Raw genomic sequence first — 18459 nt, 5'->3', positions numbered from 1 at the left:
GGTGGTGCGGTACGGATGGTGGCATCCAGCATCAATATCAGCGTTTCGAACATGGTCAGGCTCCTTTGACTTGCGCGGCTGAGCGGTTGGCGAAGGCCAGATAGGCCTGCTCGATGCGCGGGCGCAGCATGTGCTCCAGGGCGCCGCAGAACAGGATCACCAGACCCTGCAGCACCACCACTATGTTGCGGTCCACCCCGAACTCGAAGCTGAGCTCGGCGCCGCCCTGATAGAGGAAGCCGAACAGCAGGCTGGCGATGATGACGCCGACCGGGTGGTTGCGCCCCATCAGGGCCACCGCGATGCCGGTGAAGCCGAAGCCCTCCACGAAGTTCAGCTTGATCTGGTGCAGCTCGCCCTGCAGCACGTTGAGGGCGAAGAAGCCCGCCAGCATGCCGGAGATCACCATGGCCAGGATCACCACCTTGGGATAGGAGATGCCCGCATAGGCGGAGGCGCTCTGGCTGGCGCCGACCGAGCGGATCTCGTAGCCCCAGCGGGTATGCCATATGAAGACCCAGACCAGCAGCGCGCAGATCAGCGCCCAGAAGAAGCTGATGTTGAGCGGGCTGTTGGGCATATCCATGCCGAAACCGGCCGCCAGTTCACTCATCTTCGGCAGCCAGCTCGCCACGGCGAACACCTTGCTCTCGGTGGCCATGGAGCCCGCCGGCTTGAAGATGTCCACCAGCAGGTAGGCCATCAAGGAGGCCGCGATGAAGTTGAACATGATGGTGGTGATGACGATGTGGCTGCCGCGCTTGGCTTGCAGCCAGGCCGGGATGAAGGCCCAGGCCGCACCGAACAGACCGCCGGCAATGATGGCGAGCGGCAGCAGCAGGGCGAACGGCAAGACGTCGCCGAGCAGCAGGCAGACCAGACCGACGCCGAGGCCGCCGATATAGGCCTGCCCCTCACCGCCGATGTTGAACAGGCCGGCGTGGAAGGCCACCGCCACCGCCAGACCAGTGAAGATGAAGCCGGTGGCGTAGTAGAGGGTGAAGCCTATCCCCTCGCCGGTGCCGAAGGCGCCATACCACATGATCTCGGCGGCATCGATCGGGCTGATGTCGAGGTAATAGAACAGGATGGCCGACACCAGGAAGGCCAGCAGTATGTTGATCGCGGGCAGGATGCCCACGGAAATCCAGGCGGGAACACGTGCTTGGCTCATGGGCGAGCCTCCTTGGCAATCTCGTCGGGAATGATGTTAGCCATCATCAGACCTATGGTGCGTTCATCGGCCTTGGCGCCGTCCAGCTCACCAACGATGCGACCGTCGGCGATGACCAGGATACGGTCAGACAGGCTCATGATCTCGTCCAGCTCCACCGACACCAGCAGCACGGCCTTGCCCTTGTCGCGCATGGCGATGATCTGCTGGTGGATGTACTCGATGGCGCCGATGTCGACCCCGCGGGTCGGCTGGCCGACCAGCAGCACATCCGGGTCCTGCTCCACTTCCCGGGCGATCACCAGCTTCTGCTGGTTGCCGCCGGAGAAGTTCGCGGTCTTGTGCTCGGGATGGGGCGGGCGCACGTCCCACTTGTCCATCTTGGCCTGGCAATCCTGGCGGATCGCCTCCTTGTCCTGCAGCCAGCCCTTGTTGTACTGGGCGCGCTGGTGGTAGCCGAGGATGAAGGCCTCTTTCGCCTCGAAGCGGTTGATCAGCCCCATCTTGTGGCGATCTTCCGGGATGTGGCCGAGGCCGAAGTTGCGCACCTGCTCCGGGTTGGCCGGGCGGGAGGGATCGACCAGGTGGGCCTTGCCGTCACCCAGGATGCTGAAGCTGCCCTTGCTGGGCTTGATGATGCCGCCGAGCAGGCTGAGCAGCTCGGACTGGCCGTTGCCGGAGACGCCGGCGATGCCGACCACTTCCCCGGCCCGTACCTCGAAGCTGGCTGACTTGACCCGTTCCACGCCGGCGTCGTCCACGTAGCTGAGGCCCTCGACCTTGAGCTTGGCCTCGCCCGGGTGGGCGGTGCCCTTGTCGACCTTGAGGCGCACCTTGCGGCCTACCATCAGCTCGGCGAGCTGTTCCTTGTCGGTATCCTTGGTGGCGACGTGGGCCACCATCTCACCGCGGCGCATGATGGAGACCTGGTCCGTGATGGCCAGGATCTCCCGCAGCTTGTGGGTGATGATGATGACGGTGGTGCCCTGATCCCGCAGCTTCTTGAGCACCTCGAACAGGTGATCCGCCTCTTGCGGGGTCAGCACCCCGGTCGGCTCGTCCAGGATCAGGATACGGGCGCCGCGATAGAGCGCCTTGAGGATCTCGACCCGCTGCTGCAGGCCCACCGGCAGATCCTCGATCTTCTCGTGCAGCGGCACCTCGAGACCATAGTCCCGTGCCAGCTCGCCGAGCAGCTTCTCGGCCGCGCCCAGGCTCTTGCCCAGATGCCAGCCGTTTTCCGCGCCGAGGATCACGTTCTCCAGCACGGTGAAGTTGTTCACCAGCATAAAGTGCTGGTGCACCATGCCCACGCCTGCGGCGATCGCATCCTGTGAGCCATGGGGTTTGAAGGGGTGACCGTCGATCAGCATCTCGCCTCTGTCGGCGTGGTAGAAACCGTAGATGATGCTCATCAGCGTCGACTTGCCGGCGCCATTTTCGCCGACGATGCCGTGAATGCTGCCTTTACGAACCTTGAGGTCGATCTGCTTGTTGGCGTAAACCTCGCCAAAGCGCTTATCGATACCTCTTAATTCGATGGCATAGCGATCTGTCTGGTCCATGATGCAGGTCCTTGCGAGTCATGAAGTAGAGACTAAAAACCGGCCCGTATGGGCCGGTCATCTTGGGTTGAGAGTAGTAGCGGTGACTCAGTACTTACAGGAGTTGTCGCTCATGTAGTCGTGCACCTTGATCTTGCCGGCGATGATGTCGGCCTTGATGCTCTCGACCTTGGCCTTCATCTCCGGGGTGATCAGCTTGGCGTTGTTCTCGTCCAGCGCCCAGTCAACACCGCCTTCCGCCAGACCCAGGGACTGGATGCCGGGCTTCCAGGTGCCCTTGGCGGCATCATCCCAGGTCTTGTACGCGGCCAGGCCGACGGACTTGACCATGGAGGTCAGCATGGTGCCGGGTTGCAGGTGGTTCTGGTTGGAATCCACGCCGATGGCGAACTTGCCTTCGTCCTTGGCGGCCTGGTAGACACCGATGCCGGTACCGCCGGCGGCGGCATAGACCACGTCGGCGCCCTTGGCGAACTGGGACTTGGCCAGCTCGGCACCCTTGGCCGGGTCAGCAAAGGCCGCCGGGGTGGAGCCGGTCATGTTCTGGTAGACGTCGATCTTCGGATTGATGTACTTGGCGCCCTGCTCGTAGCCGCACTGGAACTTGCGGATCAGCGGGATGTCCATGCCGCCCACGAAGCCGACCTTGCCGGTCTTGGAGGCGATGGCGGCCAGGGCACCCACCAGGAAGGAGCCTTCATGCTCCTTGAAGATGAGGGACTGCACGTTCGGCTTGTCGACCACCATGTCGATGATGGTGAACTGGGTGTTCGGGAACTCGGTGGCGACCTTCTCTACCGCGGAGCCCATGTTGAAGCCGACGGCGACGATGGGGCCGTTGCCACGGCTGGCCAGACGACGCAGGCCCTGCTCGCGCTGGGCTTCGTTCTGGGGTTCGAACTCCTTGACCTTGACGCCTTTGTCCTTGTTGTAGAGTTCGACGCCGTTGCGGAACACGGCTTCGTTGAAGGACTTGTCGAATTTGCCTGCGGTGTCATAGATGACGGCGGGCTCGGAGGCTGCCTGGGCGGACAGGGCAGCAAGGGTGAGGGCGGCCACGGTGGCCAGCTTGAGCACTTTAGTCACGATCGTATCCTTGATTGTTATGTGAGGGTCCACAACCTGCCGTGGCAGGTCATAAAGCACGCTGGCTAACTGTAAGTGAGCCAGATTGTGGGTCAAGGAGATCATAAAGGAAAAACGTTTGCGTTAACGGTTTGAAATATAAGCAATTTGCCTTATAAGTGATTGTTTTTGGCGTTGTTTCCAGAACTAAATGCTGTGATTAATAGGTGTCAAATGACATTTTTGTTTGTATTCATCGAGTTAGGCGCAAGCGTTTTCGTCCGTCGATGAAAATCAAGGCTTCCATTGACGCCAATTTGCACCCCGGACGCCTCCCGCGGCACTGGGCCGTCGGGCACAGCTTCCCGTCAGGCTGATTTGGTCTCTGGCGCCTCAGGCCGTATAATCCCCGCCTGTATAAATAAACAGGAGTGGTGATGGACGTTTCAACCCTGCTCGACGGGCTCAATGACAAGCAAAGAGACGCGGTGGCGGCCCCCCGTTGCAACCTGCTGGTGCTGGCCGGTGCCGGCTCGGGCAAGACCCGGGTGCTGGTGCACCGTATCGCCTGGCTGATGCAGGTGGAACGCTGTTCACCCTTCTCCATCATCGCGGTCACCTTTACCAACAAGGCGGCGGCCGAGATGCGCGGCCGGGTCGAAAAAGTGATCGGCGACGGCGTGCGCGGCATGTGGATCGGTACCTTCCACGGCATCGCCCACCGCCTGCTGCGGGCCCACCATCTGGATGCGGGCCTGCCGCAGGATTTCCAGATCCTCGACTCCGACGACCAGTACCGCCTCATCCGGCGGGTGCTCAAGGCGCTCAACCTCGACGAGAAGCACTGGGCCCCGCGCGCCGTGATGGGCTACATCAACGGCAAGAAGGACGAGGGGCTGCGCCCCGGCGACATCGATCTCTACGGCGACCCCGTCACCCGCACCTACCAGCAGATCTACAAGACCTATCAGGAGACCTGCGATCGCTCCGGGCTGGTGGACTTCGCAGAACTCCTGCTGCGCGCCCACGAGCTGTGGCTGAACAAGCCCCACATCCTCGAGCACTACCGCGACCGCTTCCAGAACATCCTGGTGGACGAGTTCCAGGATACCAACGGCATCCAGTACGCCTGGCTGCGGATGCTGGCAGGGGATTCCGGCAAGGTGATGATCGTCGGTGACGATGACCAGTCCATCTACGGCTGGCGCGGCGCCAAGATTGAGAACATCCAGCGCTTCCTGACCGACTATCAGGGGGCGCAGACCATCCGCCTCGAGCAGAACTACCGCTCCACCGCCAACATCCTCAAAGCCGCCAACTGCGTCATCGCCAACAACGCCGAGCGCCTTGGCAAGGAGCTGTGGACCGAGGGGGCCGAGGGCGAGCCGATCTCCCTTTACGCCGCCTTCAACGAGGTGGACGAGGCCCGCTTCGTGGTTGGCCGCCTCAAGGATTGGAAAGAGAAAGGGGGTCTGCTCGCCGACTGCGCCATCCTCTATCGCTCCAACGCCCAGTCCCGGGTGCTGGAAGAGGCGCTGATGCAGGACGCCATGCCGTACCGCATCTATGGCGGCCTGCGCTTCTTCGAGCGCCAGGAAATCAAGGACGCCATGGCCTACCTGCGCCTCATCAACAACCGTGGCGACGACGCCAGCTTCGAGCGGGTGGTCAACACCCCGACCCGGGGCATCGGCGATCGCACCCTCGAGATATTGCGCAACAACGCCCGGGATCAGGGCCAGAACCTGTGGCAGTCCGCCAAGGCACTGCTCAATGACAAGGTGCTGACCGGTCGCGCCGGCAACGCGGTGCGCGGCTTCGTGGATCTCATCGATGCCCTGGAGGAACAGGTCTCCCTGCTGCCACTGCACCAGCAGGCGGACATCGTCATCCAGCACTCCGGCCTCAAGGCCATGTATCTGGCGGAAAAAGGCGAGAAATCCCAGGCGCGGGTAGAGAACCTGGACGAACTGGTCACCGCTTGCCGTCAGTACCAGCGCCCGGACGAGCTGGAGGACATGAGCGATCTCTCCGCCTTCCTCGCCCACGCGGCGCTGGAATCCGGCGAGAATCAGGCGGACGAATATGCCGATGCGGTGCAGCTGATGACGCTGCACAGCGCCAAGGGGCTGGAATATCCCCTGGTGCTGCTGGTCGGCGTCGAGGAAGGCATGTTCCCCAGCCAGCAATCCACCGAGGAGTCGGGGCGGCTGGAGGAGGAGCGGCGCCTCTGTTACGTCGGCATGACCCGCGCCATGGAGAAGCTCTACATCTGTTATGCGGAGAGCCGCCGCATCTATGGCCGCGAGATGTTCCACAAGCCGAGCCGCTTTATCCGCGAGATGCCCGCCGAGTGTCTGGAAGAGATCCGGCTGCGCACCCAGGTCAGCCGCCCCACCCAGTACGGCCGCTTCAGCCAGAACGAGGTGCAGCAGAGCTTCGACGCCAGCGGCATCAAGCTCGGCCAGCGGGTGCTGCATCCGAAATTTGGGGAAGGGATCGTGCTCAACTTCGAAGGGGTCGGCCAGCAGAGCCGGGTGCAGATCCAGTTCGACGACGTCGGCGCCAAGTGGCTGGTGACGGCGTATGCCAGATTGGAAGCGCTGTGATTTTTCCCGCCTTTTGATGCAACCAACCCGGCTTAGGCCGGGTTGATATTGTCCGAATACACTTCCGCTAATCTACAGTTTTAAAAAATAAAAGATGTACGATCAGGCTCTAGGCTCCCACAACCACATCTGATTTTCCTGTTCCGTCATATCTCCGATGAAACAGTCATTATTAAATAACCGTTCTCCATAAAGTATTTTGTAAGTACATGCATCTATTTTTTCTGATGTTATAAACTTCTTTCTGAAACCAATTGTTTCATACATGATAATTTCATCTTTTGATAGTTTATTATAAGACTCTAAAATGTATTTGCATGCTTTAGGGCCAAGGTAAGTAGCCCCCTTCCAAAAAATAGCCCTATATACTCTAACAATTGACCCTAAATAATTAGGATTTGTATCTAAAATCAATTCTAGACGATTACTTGATAGATCAGAAAAGTACTCATCTCGACAGATTACTCTACCATTTTTTACATCATATAAAATCGCATCCCATGACATCAATGTAGTATCCAGCACACTACTTATATCAGTGTACTCTACGACTTTATTCTTGAAAGCCCAAGTATCTCTAACTGACCATATGTCAATATCAAAGATTTGAATTCTAAACCTAAATCCACCAAATTTATTCTTGACTAGGTGACCCACATGATAAGACTCTAACAAATCTTGAAGATCTTTTTGGTTGGCATCAACAACAATGTCAATATCCGAGTCGAATTTGGCCAACCCAAAAAGTGCAATGTCTCTTATCATCCCCCCAAAGATAAACGTTGGATAAGCACTGGCAATATATTTAATGAAAGTAGTCACAACGTGACGGCCGCTCATATCCGAAGAAAAGAATCGGCCTACACGTTTTTCTAATGCCTTTTTATCTTTAACAGGCTTCATTGCCAATCAAATCAGAAAGTTCATTATGGAGTGATATCAGATAGGTATCAGTCATACCTGATATAGCATCAGTTAAGAGTTGAGCCTCTTTATACCATATAGGTAGGGTATTTCCCTTATCTTCAAATATTCTTCTATAATTCTCAGAAATTCTCCCATAGACATATTTGCCGAATGGTGTTTGCGATCTGAATCTATCCTCATGAGGCGCACTCAATGCACCGTGAATCCCAATCCAAAGCATATCCATAAGCTTATGTATATAGTTATAACCCTGCAGCTCAAGCTTAAGTACAGACTTATGCCTGTAACCTAACTTGTAATCGAAGTCTTTTAAAACACTACATAATAAAGCACCATCGCTGTGACTCATCAAATCTTTCCCTGTAAAGCCAAGCGGAGATTTTTTAAATTCGTTCACAACTGCTTCCACAAGGAAGGAAATAGAATACACTCTGAACATTTGCATACTTATGTCGTTCAGCTCTGTAGGTGATATATTCTGGCTCTTAAATTCTTCATTTTTCTCTAAGCTAAGCTCGATGACATTTCCAAGTAACTTAGTTTTATCATCTTCTTTATTACTTTTTTTATATTCCTCCTGCAAAGAGCCAATTAAATCATAAAAAGATGCCAATCCTTTTTTGACTATATCCTCAGCATCCAATACCGAATATGCAATGTCATCACAAGCCTCCATCAAATACGTTAGAGGGTGACGACGCCCATCACACAATCCTGTCTCCGCCCATATTTCGTTTACAATCTCTTGTTCAGAAGAAAAGAATCCGTGCTTTTTCCATGTCGGATTGTTATGCGATGAACCTTGTGGGTATTTTATGAGAGCGGCTAAGGTAGCATACGTCAAATTAATACCGAAACTATCATTTAATATTTGTAATCGTGTCACTAATCTAAAGGTTTGTGAATTACCATCAAATTTCAAAAAATCGTTAAAACGGTCATCTTCCTCCCCTTCATTGAGGAAATGCGTTTTATTTTTTCCGAACCATTCTTGTATTGCAACTTCGCCTTTATGCCCAAATGGTGGGTTTCCAAGATCATGAGCCAAACCTATTGCAGCTAGCAAAGAGGGTATATCTCTTTCTAGACCTGGTCGAGCAGCCATCTCCCCAAAGACAGCATCTTTCAGCTCAAATACTAAGCGATTCCCAATACCTCTAGCTAAGTTAGATACTTCATATGAGTGGGTAAGCCTCGTTCTTACACTATCATTGGTATCTAGTGGGAAAACTTGTGTTTTATCCGCTAATCTTCTAGTGGGAGTGCAGAATAATATTCGATCGAAGTCTCTCTCTAACTCAGCACGACCAAATGAAGTGCTTACTGAACTATTTTTTTCACCAGATTTAGTTTTCCGTCGTGAGCTATTTAATAATGATTCCCAATTCAAACTCATAGTGACCTCAGATCAAATTGCATGTTAAACATTCTACCGCTAACCCCCCTGAATAGGGAGCCAAGATTTTTTGCTCATAGTGTCTGCCCCCCACTTTTTGATAGCGGCGTAACTGGTGAAGCTACGTCGTGTTTGTTAGGTGAAGGTATCTGGTCACTTAACCAACTTGCTCTCCATCACCCCTTGCTTGCCTTCCTCCTCACTGACCTGACTCAGCTTGGAGCGGGTCATCAGCAGGCCCATCTTGACCTCTTGCCAGACGCAGCAGTTTTTGCCCGCCCTCGGCACTAAGAGTCTGGGTGGCGTCGTTCTCCGATTTGTAGGAGATGCGGCTGCCCGGTGCACTCTGTTTTGGTTGGAAGAAAGGCAAATAAAGGTTCGCATGGGGCCTTGCTGACACGCAATCGCTCAGACTGGTACCGATGTGACGGGATTCAATATTTCGACAATAAACGGACATGGCGTACCGCTTTGAAGCTGAAACCAGCCAAGGCATACTGCCCCATTACCAGATAGGAGTCATTGATGTCTACATGGATGCCGACACTGCGCCGGCTGGGGTTGTGGTTGTTGCGAAAAACGGCGCTGGCGCTGCTGACCAGCCTGCTGTTTATGATCTCGTTTACCCTGTTTCAATACGCATCCTGGTGGCCTGCACTGGCCGAGGATACGTCTCTCGAATGGGGCGGCTTCTCCCAAGGGCGGACCTTTGCCGAGCTGGCCCCTGCCATGCTGGAGTTTAGCGCCGTACTCGCTTGTGCTTTCTGGCCCCTGTTTTTGCTGACGCCCCGCCCGCTGTTGCTGCCGCTGCCGCTCTTTGCCGGGCTCTGGTTGTGGCAGACCTATGACCTCGCCTTTATGACGGCGACCGCGTCGACCTGGCTGCCCCACGAGATCATCTGGACCTTTATCCTGCCCCATACCCACTGGTTGTTGCTCACCCTGCTGTCCCCTTTGCTGCTGATCCGTCATCTCGGCAGGCGACTATTTACTGATACATCGGCAACGCAGGCAAGGGCCGTCAACCTGGACGACGGGCGGTAGCCAGAGGGATCATCCGATGGCGCGATCGTCCGATGACGCTTCGCTAATCGAACCTAAACGCCGCATAGAGGTGGGTTATCGGCGTTTCGCCCGAGAGGCACAAACCTCAGGATCCCGCCTGTCGGGCTCACCGCAACTGAAACGCCTTGACGAGAAATTCGATAAAGAGCCGCACGTTGCGGGACTGCTCCTTGTGGAAGGGGTAGACGGCGAACAGGGCGTGGGGGTCGGGCTGCCAGTGGGGGAGCAGTCTGACCAGGGTGCCGTCTGCCAGTTCGCTCGACACGAACTCTTTGGGCACCAGGATCACCCCGAGCCCCTGCACCGCCGCCTGTTTCAGGGCGATGCCGTTGTTGGCGCAGAAGCTGGCGGGGGGCAGCTCTACCGCCAGGCTCTCCGCGTCCCGGGTGAAGAACCACTTGTTGGGGGAGGAGGAGAGGCTGTAGCGCAGGCAGTTGTGGGCCTTGAGATCCGCCGGGTGGGCGGGCCGGCCCGCCTCCTTCAGGTAGTCGGGGGCGGCGCAGAGCACCCGCTGCACCTCGCACAGGGGTTTGGCGCGCAGGGTGGAGTCCTCCAGGGTGCCTGCCCCCCGGATCACCAGATCCAGCCCCTGATCCACCAGGTCCATATAGGCGTCGCTCAGGATCACCTCGATGCCGATGTCCGGATAGCGGTGCTGGAACTCGCAGACGAGGGGGTTGAGGCGGATCAGCCCGTAGGACATGGGCATGCCGATCCTCAGCCTGCCCCTGGGGGTGAAGGAGGCGGCCATGATGGACTGGTCGGCGGCCTCCAGGCCGTCCAGCACGGCGCATATCTGGCCGTAATAGGCCATGCCGGCTTCGGTGACGCTCAGCCGCCTGGTGGTGCGGTTGATAAGGGCGATGCCGAGAAAGGCTTCCAGCTCGTTGATGTTCTTGCTGACCGCCGCCTGGGAGAGGCGCAGGTCGTCCGCCGCCGCCCTGAAGGTGCCCATTTCCACCACCCGGCGAAAGACGTTCAGCGCCGTGATCTTGTTCATCCTGCCCCCGTTAATTCACTAATGGTAAATTATGGCGCCATCATTACGCACTTTTATCACAATAGTGCGGATCCATGGGGTGTCCACCCCCCATCCCCGGCCAGATAGAGAGTTGCCCGTGGCAGACCGGCCCGGATAAAGGTCTTTCCGGGGCGTGGCGGGCCCGGCAGACACGCAGGCGTAAGGCAGGCGATGGGCCCCGGGCACCCCGGCCCGTGACGGCAGGCATGGCAGGCATAAAAGCAGGCGGCAGGGCCCGGGCCCCGCCGCCAGATGGCACGCACCGGCTTACTGCACCTTGCCGGGGGCGGGGGGCAGGGTGATGCCGACATCGGCCCAGGGGTTGGTGCCGAGCAGCTGGGCGTGGGGCACGTCCGCCTGGTAGCGCATGGTGAATGCCTCGGGGCCGTGGGCGAAGGCCACCAGCAGCCCCTGTCTGGCGTCCATCAGCCCGGCATGCATGCCCAGCCCGTGATAGCTGATCCGCACGGCCTTGTCCTCAAGCCCCACCTTGTCGATCTGGAAGCGGGCGATGCTGCCGTCTTGCAGGGTAAAGCCCCAGCGGAACGGCCCGCCGCTGACCACCGTCATCACCTCGTCGATGTCGGTGCCGTCCTCCGCGGAGTTGACGTGCATGCGGCCATATTTGCCCAGCACGGCGCTGCGGGTGCGCTCGTCCAGCGCCATCAGGTCATAGACCTTGGGGTAGGGGCCGACGCCGGTCTCCTCGGTGGCGACGCCGCCCCCCTGCACCGCGGGCTCGCGCCCTGCGAGCCTGGCCTGCTCCAGCAGCTCCCCCTGACTCAGGTTGAAGGCCGAAATCAGGGCGCCGTGCTCCGCTTTGGTCAGGGCGCGGCGGTGGGAGGCTTCGAGCAGGGGCCTGGCGGCCTCGGGGATGTCGACGGTGACCACGTTGACGCCTATGGGGTTGAGCGCTTTGTTGACCGCCTCGACCCCGCTGACGGCGGGGCGGCCATCGCTGAACTGCACCGAGACCAGATCACCGGCAAAGGTGTTGAAAGAGAGGGCCGAGGCGAGGGTGCCGGCCAGCAACGGGATATGGGTGAGTTTCATACAAGACTCCTCGTTAAGGTTCGAGAAGCAGTCTAGGGCGGTGAGGTGTTCACTGAAATGGCGCTCGGCTGATATGAAAATTCACTGACAGTAATCAATAGCAGGGGACATGGTGCGGGCACACCCGCTATCTGAACGAGGCGCTCTCTGCCGACGTGACGGGGGCAGGGCGGGTGAGCCGCTCCTGGCCGTCCAGGCTGCGTCACGGGCTGGGCGAATAAAGTACAAAGGATGATGATCCAGTCATTAGGGAGATGCATATGCCTGTGGGGACCAATCAATGGAGAATGACCAGATGAAATGGATTCAACGTTGTGCCGCACTCGCAATGATACTGGGTCTGGCTGCGTGCGGAGGCAGTGACAATGACAGCAGTCCGCCCAATGCCGCCATCAGGATCAGCCACCTCGCCCCCGATGCCCCCAAGGTGAATGTCAGTGTCGATGGGGCTGCATTCCTGACGGCCGTTGACTATGGCTCGAGCAGCGGGCTCAAGCCGATTGCGGCAGGCAGTCACGAGCTCGCGGTAGACGGCATACTGCCGGGCGGTACGACGACCGTCATAGGCCCGGTGTCGCTCGAGTTGAAACCGGACACCCAGTACGACGTGCTGGCGGTCGGCAAGCTGGCGGGGAGCGGGGATACTGCCTTTGGCCCTCTGGTGATTGAGCGGCCGAACCAGGCGCCCTCGGGCGGGGATATTCGCGTGCAGGTGCTGCATGCCGCGCCGACTGCCCCCGCCGTCGACGTCCATGTCACAGCTCCCGGGGCCGCGCTGACCAGCCCGACGCTGGCCAATATCCCCTTCAAGACCCATAGCGACCCCCTGACCCTGCCCGCGGGTGCATACCAGATCCGGCTGACCCTGCCGGGGAGCGCGGCCGCGGTGTATGACTCGGGCCCGCTGACCCTCGACGGCGGTAGCGACCTGCTGATCGCGGCGATCGACAACCTGGGGGCAGGGCCAAGCCCGGTCAAGCTGCTCGCCATCGACAGTGCTGGTGCCACCCCCATCCTGTCTGCCGATGAGCAGGCTCAGCTGAGGGTGGTTCATGCGGTTGCCGATGCCCCTGCAGTCGACATCCGGGTGAATGGCGTGGCCCCGACGGCGGCTCCGCTGCAAGGATTGGCCTTCAAGGGGGATACCGGGTATCTGGAGCTGGCCGCCGCCGACTATGACCTTGTGGTGACGCCGACCGGCGCGACTGCGCCCGAGGTGATCAACGCCAGCGACGTGCCGCTCAAGGCGGGCGCCCGCTACTCCCTGTTTGCCGTGGGCCAGTTGATGGGGCCATCCGGCGAGACCATAGAGCCGCTGTTGCTGACCGATACCGGTCGTTCGGTGGCGACCGAGGCGCAGCTTAGGGTACTTCATGCGGCCCCCACGGCCCCGGCGGTGGACGTCTACCTGACCGCGGGGACGGACATCGGCGGCGCGACTCCGGTGCTCAAGGCCGTGCCCTTCAAGGCGGACAGCGGTTATCTTGCCGTCGCCGCCGGAGACTACTTTGTCACCGTCACGGCATCGGGCGACAAGGCGCCGGTCATTGGCCCCCTGCCGGTCACCCTGGCCAATGGCCAGGTGCTGACCGCGGCGGCCCTGTCTGACAGCGTGGGGGGCGTGGATCCTGCGCTGCTGATCCTGGAGGACGTCGGCAGCAACTGATGCTCCTCCGCTGACCAAAAGACCCATAGTAAAACCCAAACTGATGGCATCAGTTTGGGTCTTTTTATGGTGGGAAATCCTGAACGAATCGGGCAGGAAAACTGGGACATCCCTCTTGTTGTGCGTGTCGCCGCGGTTGGCGGTCGAGCTCAAAAAGCTGGGTGTCCCAAGATGCATCCCAAGATGAAGGGTGTCGGCGAGGCGTTCGCCGGCAGCTCAGTCAACGGCAAGCTGCCCAGTCGCCGGCGAGATCAGGCCCCCTGCCAGCGCTTGAAGAGCACGCTGGCATTCACGCCGCCAAAGCCGAAGCCGTTGGAGATGGCGTGCTCTATCCGCATGTCACGGGCCGCGCCCCGCACTATGTCCACGCCGTCGGCGAGGGGGTCGGGTTGCTGCAGGTTGCGGGTCGCAGGCACCCGCTGATCGCGAATGGCCAGGGCGGTGAAGATGGCCTCTATGCCTCCGGCGGCTCCCAGCAGATGGCCGGTGGCGGACTTGGTGGAGGTCACCGCAATCTGGTGGTTGTCGCCAAACACGCCCTTGATGGCGGCCAGCTCCCCCCTGTCACCCACCGGGGTCGAGGTGGCATGGGCATTGAGGTGCTGGACATCCGCCCCCTGAATGCCGGCCTGCGCCAGGGCCGCCATCATGGCGCGGCGTGCGCCGTCGCCATCCTCCGGGCCGGCGGTGAGGTGATAGGCGTCGGCACTGGTGCCATATCCCACCAGCTCCACTATGGGGGTGGCGCCCCGGGCCAGGGCGTGCTCCAGGGACTCAATCACCAGGATCCCTGCCCCTTCGCCCATCACAAACCCATCGCGGTCGACATCGAACGGGCGGGAGGCCGCTTCGGGATCATCGGCATAGGCGGATGACAGGGCGCGAGCGGCGGCAAACCCGCCGAGACTGACGCGGTCTATGGTGGCCTCGGCCCCGCCACAGATGGCGATGTCGGCCTCACCGCAGCGAATGAGCCGGGCGGCGTCGCCAATGGCCTGCACCCCGGCGGCGCAGGCCGTGACCGGTGCCCCGAGCGGCCCCTTGAAGCCGAAGTTGATGGAGACATGGCCCGCCGCCATGTTGACCAGGAACGAGGGGATGGTGAAGGGGGACAAGCGGCGCGGGCCCCGCTCATCCGTGGTGCGCACGGCCTCGACGATGGCGGGGAAACCGCCGATGCCAGAGGCGATGATGGTGGCGGTGCGCTCCTGCTCAGCTGCCGTCGCGGGGGCCCAGTTGGCTTGCGACAGGGCCTCCTTGGCCGCGGCAATGGCAAACAGGATGAAGCGATCCATCTTCTTCTGCTCCTTGGTCGACACCACGGCATCGGGGTCAAACCCGGCCAGGGGATCCTCGGCCAGGGAGGGCACCATGGCGCCCACCTTGGCCGCCAGCCCTTCGGTGAAGGCCTCCGGCAGGCGGCGCAAGCCGGACTGGCCCGCCAGCAGCCGTTGCCACACGGTTTCCACCCCAGATCCAAGCGGGGTCACCGCGCCCATTCCTGTCACCACGATGCGAGTTGAGGTCATGATTCTGATTCCTGTTTCGAAGGGGGGTTGCCGCTCATCACGCCATTGGCATGGCACAGACGCTGCTTCATGCCGTCGCTGGCGGCCGGTCCCGGCACCAATCTGTGGCGCGAGGGTGAAATCTCCTGACCGGTGCGCCTGTCCACCAGCAGGGGCTCGACCAGCTCGCCCGTCTGGGCATCCCTCAGCTGGATGCTGGTCCCCTCGGGCGCCAGGTGGTTGTTGCCCCAGGTGAGCAGCGCGATCAGCACTGTGCTGAGATCCTGGCCGCGGGGGGTGAGCGCATATTCATAACGAGGGGGGCGTTCGGAGTAGAGCCGCTTCTCCATCAGGCCCCCCTCGACCAGGGCGCTCAGGCGCCGGGTCAGTATGTTGGGGGAGATGCCAAGGCTCTTTTGAAATTCATCGAAGCGCGACAGGCCATGCATGGCATCGCGGATAATCAGCAGACTCCACCATTCGCCGACGTGATCCAGGCTGCGGGCGATGGGGCACTGCTGTTCACTCAGACTCTTCTTGCGCATATGGGTCATCAGGTTACTTGCATAATGGAAGTAACCTTGCGGCCATTACTTCCATTATGCAAGTGACTCGTGTCATCCGGTGGCGGACGACATCTTGGGGATAGGAAAAGCTGGGAGTCAGAAACCCGGCCACCGACGGGGCGCGGCGGCCGGGTGAATTGTAAAGAGTAGGGTGACGGAAAACGGGATCAGCCTAGTCTAATCAACTCGATGGGGGCGTAGCGCTCCTGGCTGTTTGTCAGCAGCACGCACTTCTCGTGCTCCGCCTCATAGGGGGTCAGGTTGTCGGTGTGGGCCTCCTTCAGGACGTCGACGGCGCCGGTGGCGGCGATCATGACGCGCTGGCCCAGGGTCAGCACATTGCGGTTTCGATCGTAGATCTTCATGGCATTCTCCTTTTCGGGTGTGGGTCCCGGCCCGTGTCGGGACAGCGGGCTCCAGACTACGCCCATCAAAAAACGGGATGCCTGTCACAGATCAAAAAAATCGCAGAGGGGGCCGGGAGGGCCTGAACCGGGGCGCTCCGGGGGCGCGTCGCCTGCCACTCCCTGTCGCAGCCCGTGGCCGCTTTGTGTTGCCCCGGGCTCGAACCGGAAGGCGGATGCGCTATAGTGGAGGCCGCTCGCATATCTGCCTTCAACCAACCGAGAGCCTGTTATGAACCGTGATATTGCCGCCCAGTTTATCAAGATGTTGACCAACCTCGACCATTGCCTCGCCAAGGCCGAAGCCCACGCCGAGGCGAAGAAATTCAATGTGGAGAACTTCCTCGGCGAGCGCCTGATCGTCGACATGCTGCCGTTCAGCAAGCAGGTGCTGATCTGCTGTGACAGCGCCCGCGCCGTGGTGGCCACCGCCAGCCTGAGCGAGCCGCCGGTGCTCGGGGACGATCCCAAGACCATGGCGGACCTGCGCGCCCACGTCGCCAGGACCATCGTCTATCTGGAGGGCAAGCTGGACGCCGACTTCAGCCGGTATGCGAGCGGCCACTACTACCCCTACTGGGCCGGTGGCAAGGGGATGGACGGTCACACCTGCGTCCACGAGTACGGCATTCCGAACTTCTACTTCCATCTGACCATGACCTATGCCCTGCTGCGCCAGGCCGGGGTGGATCTGGGCAAGCGGGACTATCTGGGCGGCCTGAACCTGCAATGAGTGCTGGGCATTGCACATGAAAAGAGCCTGCCATCCGGCAGGCTCTTTGCTTTTTGCGGGTCCGGCATCCCCGGGATGGCGCCGGGTCATTCGTTCGGGATCTCGGGCTCCACCAGGGCGGCGAGCTGCACCAGGGACTCCTGCCAGCCGAGGTAGCACATGGCCACCGGGATGAGCTCGGGGATCCCGGCCTGCTCTATCTCCAGGCTGGTGCCGCACACCACCTCGGTCAGGGTGATGGTGACCCTCATCTCCCCCGGCAGATTGGGGTCGTCGAAGCGATCCGTGTAGCGGATGCGTTTGCCCGGCTCCAGCTCCTGATATTCGCCGCCGAAGGCGTGGCTGTGGCCGGTGGCGAAATTCGAGAACGCCATGCGAAAGCTGCCGCCGACCCTGGCCTCCAGATGCGCCACCTTGCAGGTGAAGCCGTGGGGAGGCAGCCACTTGGCGAGGGCATCCCCGTCGATAAAGGCGCGATAGACCCGCTCTGGCGGGGCCTTGAGGACGCGATGCAGTGTGACAGTGCCTGTGCTCATGATGGATTCCTTCTCTGTGGTTCCGGAGCAAGGATAGTCGCCGCCGCCTGGGTTGGTGGCGGCCTGTGCCAAGGTGGGGGAGGAGGGCTCCCTCAGCCCCCCAGGGCTATGGTGACCAGCACGATGGCGACGCCGGCCGCGGCGAAGAGCACGCCGATAAGCCAAGGGCGCGGCGAGCCGGCGTAGCGGGCCAGGCCATAGCCAATCCCCATCAGCATGGCCAGGGCGATGGCGTGGGAGAGGCGCAGGGCTGGCACCGGATCCTGCATAAACATGAAGGGCAGCAGCACCGGGAAGGTGGAGAGGAACACCATCAGGAAGACCCCCAGGCTGTTGAGCAGGTCGTTCCAGCGGAAGATGGGGCCCTGGCTCAGCTCGGGTTGCTGGCGCAGGCGCGCCTGCCAGTCGCCGAGTTCATCGTCGCGGAAAATTGCCGCCAGCGGGCCGGGCAGGGCGTCCCGCAGCGCCGCTATTCCCCGGTTATCGCCCGGCTGCAACTGGTTGAGCCGTTGCAGCAACCGCAGGGCGCGGCCCCGTTCGGTCAGGGTGGTGATGAGGTAGACGATGGCGTCGATCATGCCCCAGGCGATGTTGCAGCCGATACCGGCGATCAACAGCTCCTTGATCTCTGCCTGTCCCGCCTCGAACGCGTTGAAGCAACCGGTGAAGGTGAGCACCATGAGGAGTCCAAACAGGATCTCGGAGTAGCGGGAGATAGGGTCGATGGGGGAAAAGCGGGTCTGGTTCATAAAGTCGCTCACAAGTGACAGTTAAAACATGATCATGAGTCGGCTTCTGGCCCCGGTCAAGGCAACCCAATGCACCGGTCAGCCACCATCCAGCTTGGTAGTGAAAAAGCCCGCATGCCCCATCAACAGCGGCCTGTAGGGTGGCGCTCTTTTGAGGCCCTGCGACCATGGGCGTCAGGATAGGGGCGCTGGCCGCTCAGACGCGGTTCTCCCAGTACCTGCATCTGACTCTTTCGCTAATGCTGTGATTTTTAGATGGATCTTCGAGGAATTGATCAAGATTGAGGCTATTGTCGCCGTTTGCTCATATAATCGCCGCCATACCCGCGACTCGGAAGGATTCGATGACAAAGCTGATGGTGGTCCTGCTTGGCCTGTTTTATGGCTGCCTGGGCTGGGCGGCCCCCGCCCCCCTCTTGGCC

At 60.0% G+C, this 18459-nt stretch carries 16 protein-coding genes and 1 pseudogene; 4 read left to right on the top strand and 13 right to left on the bottom strand.

The features are described from left to right. Positions 1–55 precede the first annotated feature (55 nt). The 3 genes from BN1132_RS05800 to BN1132_RS05790 form a co-directional block, all read right to left on the bottom strand. Positions 56–1174 carry an ABC transporter permease gene (locus tag BN1132_RS05800; RefSeq protein WP_042075864.1) on the bottom strand — a complete coding sequence of 373 codons (1119 nt, stop codon included), beginning with the start codon at positions 1172–1174 and terminating at the stop codon, positions 56–58. Continuing rightward, positions 1171–2739, bottom strand: coding sequence for an ABC transporter ATP-binding protein (locus BN1132_RS05795; protein ID WP_042075862.1), 1569 nt, complete (start codon positions 2737–2739; stop codon positions 1171–1173). Before BN1132_RS05795 ends, BN1132_RS05800 begins: the two co-directional genes overlap by 4 nt. Before the next feature lie 87 nt (positions 2740–2826). Then, positions 2827–3825 (bottom strand): BMP family lipoprotein, encoded by a 999-nt coding sequence (locus BN1132_RS05790; protein WP_042075861.1) that lies wholly within the window; start codon positions 3823–3825, stop codon positions 2827–2829. 416 nt (positions 3826–4241) lie between these two features. Between BN1132_RS05790 and uvrD the strand changes: the two genes are divergently transcribed. Further along, positions 4242–6413 carry a DNA helicase II gene (gene uvrD, locus BN1132_RS05785; protein ID WP_042075859.1) on the top strand — a complete coding sequence of 724 codons (2172 nt, stop codon included), beginning with the start codon at positions 4242–4244 and terminating at the stop codon, positions 6411–6413. A 102-nt stretch (positions 6414–6515) separates the two neighbouring features. Here uvrD and BN1132_RS19915 read toward each other — a convergent pair whose 3' ends face one another. From BN1132_RS19915 to BN1132_RS20445, 3 genes and pseudogenes are all read right to left on the bottom strand, one after another. After that, complete coding sequence (locus BN1132_RS19915; protein ID WP_157005338.1) at positions 6516–7316, bottom strand: hypothetical protein; 801 nt, start codon at positions 7314–7316, stop codon at positions 6516–6518. Beyond that, positions 7303–8736, bottom strand: coding sequence for a deoxyguanosinetriphosphate triphosphohydrolase family protein (locus BN1132_RS19380; protein ID WP_084202616.1), 1434 nt, complete (start codon positions 8734–8736; stop codon positions 7303–7305). The genes BN1132_RS19915 and BN1132_RS19380 overlap by 14 nt, the downstream gene beginning before the upstream one ends. Before the next feature lie 153 nt (positions 8737–8889). Continuing rightward, a pseudogene (locus BN1132_RS20445) lies at positions 8890–9088 on the bottom strand (DUF2846 domain-containing protein); the annotation flags it as partial. Between the two features lie 173 nt (positions 9089–9261). Here BN1132_RS20445 and BN1132_RS05775 point away from each other — a divergent pair. Beyond that, complete coding sequence (locus BN1132_RS05775) at positions 9262–9780, top strand: hypothetical protein (RefSeq protein ID WP_084202615.1); 519 nt, start codon at positions 9262–9264, stop codon at positions 9778–9780. Positions 9781–9907: 127 nt separating this feature from the next. On the opposite strand, the gene BN1132_RS05770 is transcribed toward BN1132_RS05775, so the two are convergent. After that, positions 9908–10801 carry a LysR family transcriptional regulator gene (locus BN1132_RS05770; protein ID WP_042075856.1) on the bottom strand — a complete coding sequence of 298 codons (894 nt, stop codon included), beginning with the start codon at positions 10799–10801 and terminating at the stop codon, positions 9908–9910. A 288-nt stretch (positions 10802–11089) separates the two neighbouring features. Next, positions 11090–11875: a hypothetical protein gene (locus BN1132_RS05765; RefSeq protein ID WP_042075854.1), complete on the bottom strand. Its 786-nt coding sequence runs from the start codon at positions 11873–11875 to the stop codon at positions 11090–11092. A 295-nt stretch (positions 11876–12170) separates the two neighbouring features. Between BN1132_RS05765 and BN1132_RS05760 the strand changes: the two genes are divergently transcribed. Further along, positions 12171–13541 (top strand): DUF4397 domain-containing protein, encoded by a 1371-nt coding sequence (locus BN1132_RS05760; RefSeq protein ID WP_042075852.1) that lies wholly within the window; start codon positions 12171–12173, stop codon positions 13539–13541. Positions 13542–13792: 251 nt separating this feature from the next. Here BN1132_RS05760 and fabF read toward each other — a convergent pair whose 3' ends face one another. The 3 genes from fabF to ydfZ form a co-directional block, all read right to left on the bottom strand. Next, positions 13793–15070, bottom strand: a complete 1278-nt coding sequence (gene fabF / locus BN1132_RS05755) for a beta-ketoacyl-ACP synthase II (RefSeq protein ID WP_042075850.1) — start codon at positions 15068–15070, stop codon at positions 13793–13795. Further along, positions 15067–15594, bottom strand: coding sequence for a winged helix-turn-helix transcriptional regulator (locus tag BN1132_RS05750; protein WP_042075882.1), 528 nt, complete (start codon positions 15592–15594; stop codon positions 15067–15069). The genes fabF and BN1132_RS05750 overlap by 4 nt, the downstream gene beginning before the upstream one ends. Positions 15595–15782: 188 nt before the next feature. Continuing rightward, positions 15783–15980, bottom strand: coding sequence for a putative selenium delivery protein YdfZ (gene ydfZ, locus BN1132_RS05745; RefSeq protein WP_042075847.1), 198 nt, complete (start codon positions 15978–15980; stop codon positions 15783–15785). 271 nt (positions 15981–16251) lie between these two features. Here ydfZ and BN1132_RS05740 point away from each other — a divergent pair, with 271 nt between their 5' ends. After that, positions 16252–16752, top strand: coding sequence for a DUF1993 domain-containing protein (locus tag BN1132_RS05740; protein ID WP_042075844.1), 501 nt, complete (start codon positions 16252–16254; stop codon positions 16750–16752). Positions 16753–16838: 86 nt separating this feature from the next. Here BN1132_RS05740 and BN1132_RS05735 read toward each other — a convergent pair whose 3' ends face one another. Together BN1132_RS05735 and BN1132_RS05730 are read right to left on the bottom strand one after the other, a co-directional pair. Next, positions 16839–17288, bottom strand: a complete 450-nt coding sequence (locus BN1132_RS05735) for an SRPBCC family protein (RefSeq protein ID WP_042075843.1) — start codon at positions 17286–17288, stop codon at positions 16839–16841. A 92-nt stretch (positions 17289–17380) separates the two neighbouring features. Beyond that, positions 17381–18037 (bottom strand): VIT1/CCC1 transporter family protein, encoded by a 657-nt coding sequence (locus tag BN1132_RS05730; RefSeq protein WP_042075841.1) that lies wholly within the window; start codon positions 18035–18037, stop codon positions 17381–17383. Positions 18038–18459: the final 422 nt, after the last annotated feature.

Origin of the sequence: Aeromonas sanarellii (assembly GCF_000820085.1) — a bacterium.
Taxonomy (GTDB): Bacteria; Pseudomonadota; Gammaproteobacteria; order Enterobacterales; family Aeromonadaceae; genus Aeromonas; species Aeromonas sanarellii.
This window is presented reverse-complemented; position numbering and strand designations above follow the sequence as displayed.

Excerpts from the sequence above, each read along its gene's own strand:
- BN1132_RS05800 (WP_042075864.1), bottom strand. The coding sequence starts at position 1,174 with ATGAGCCAAGCACGTGTTCCCGCCTGGATTTCCGTGGGCATCCTGCCC.
- BN1132_RS05795 (WP_042075862.1), bottom strand. The coding sequence starts at position 2,739 with ATGGACCAGACAGATCGCTATGCCATCGAATTAAGAGGTATCGATAAG.
- uvrD (WP_042075859.1), top strand. The coding sequence starts at position 4,242 with ATGGACGTTTCAACCCTGCTCGACGGGCTCAATGACAAGCAAAGAGAC.
- BN1132_RS19915 (WP_157005338.1), bottom strand. The coding sequence starts at position 7,316 with ATGAAGCCTGTTAAAGATAAAAAGGCATTAGAAAAACGTGTAGGCCGA.
- BN1132_RS19380 (WP_084202616.1), bottom strand. The coding sequence starts at position 8,736 with ATGAGTTTGAATTGGGAATCATTATTAAATAGCTCACGACGGAAAACT.
- BN1132_RS05775 (WP_084202615.1), top strand. The coding sequence starts at position 9,262 with ATGTCTACATGGATGCCGACACTGCGCCGGCTGGGGTTGTGGTTGTTG.
- BN1132_RS05770 (WP_042075856.1), bottom strand. The coding sequence starts at position 10,801 with ATGAACAAGATCACGGCGCTGAACGTCTTTCGCCGGGTGGTGGAAATG.
- BN1132_RS05765 (WP_042075854.1), bottom strand. The coding sequence starts at position 11,875 with ATGAAACTCACCCATATCCCGTTGCTGGCCGGCACCCTCGCCTCGGCC.
- BN1132_RS05760 (WP_042075852.1), top strand. The coding sequence starts at position 12,171 with ATGAAATGGATTCAACGTTGTGCCGCACTCGCAATGATACTGGGTCTG.
- fabF (WP_042075850.1), bottom strand. The coding sequence starts at position 15,070 with ATGACCTCAACTCGCATCGTGGTGACAGGAATGGGCGCGGTGACCCCG.
- BN1132_RS05750 (WP_042075882.1), bottom strand. The coding sequence starts at position 15,594 with ATGCGCAAGAAGAGTCTGAGTGAACAGCAGTGCCCCATCGCCCGCAGC.
- ydfZ (WP_042075847.1), bottom strand. The coding sequence starts at position 15,980 with ATGAAGATCTACGATCGAAACCGCAATGTGCTGACCCTGGGCCAGCGC.
- BN1132_RS05740 (WP_042075844.1), top strand. The coding sequence starts at position 16,252 with ATGAACCGTGATATTGCCGCCCAGTTTATCAAGATGTTGACCAACCTC.
- BN1132_RS05735 (WP_042075843.1), bottom strand. The coding sequence starts at position 17,288 with ATGAGCACAGGCACTGTCACACTGCATCGCGTCCTCAAGGCCCCGCCA.
- BN1132_RS05730 (WP_042075841.1), bottom strand. The coding sequence starts at position 18,037 with ATGAACCAGACCCGCTTTTCCCCCATCGACCCTATCTCCCGCTACTCC.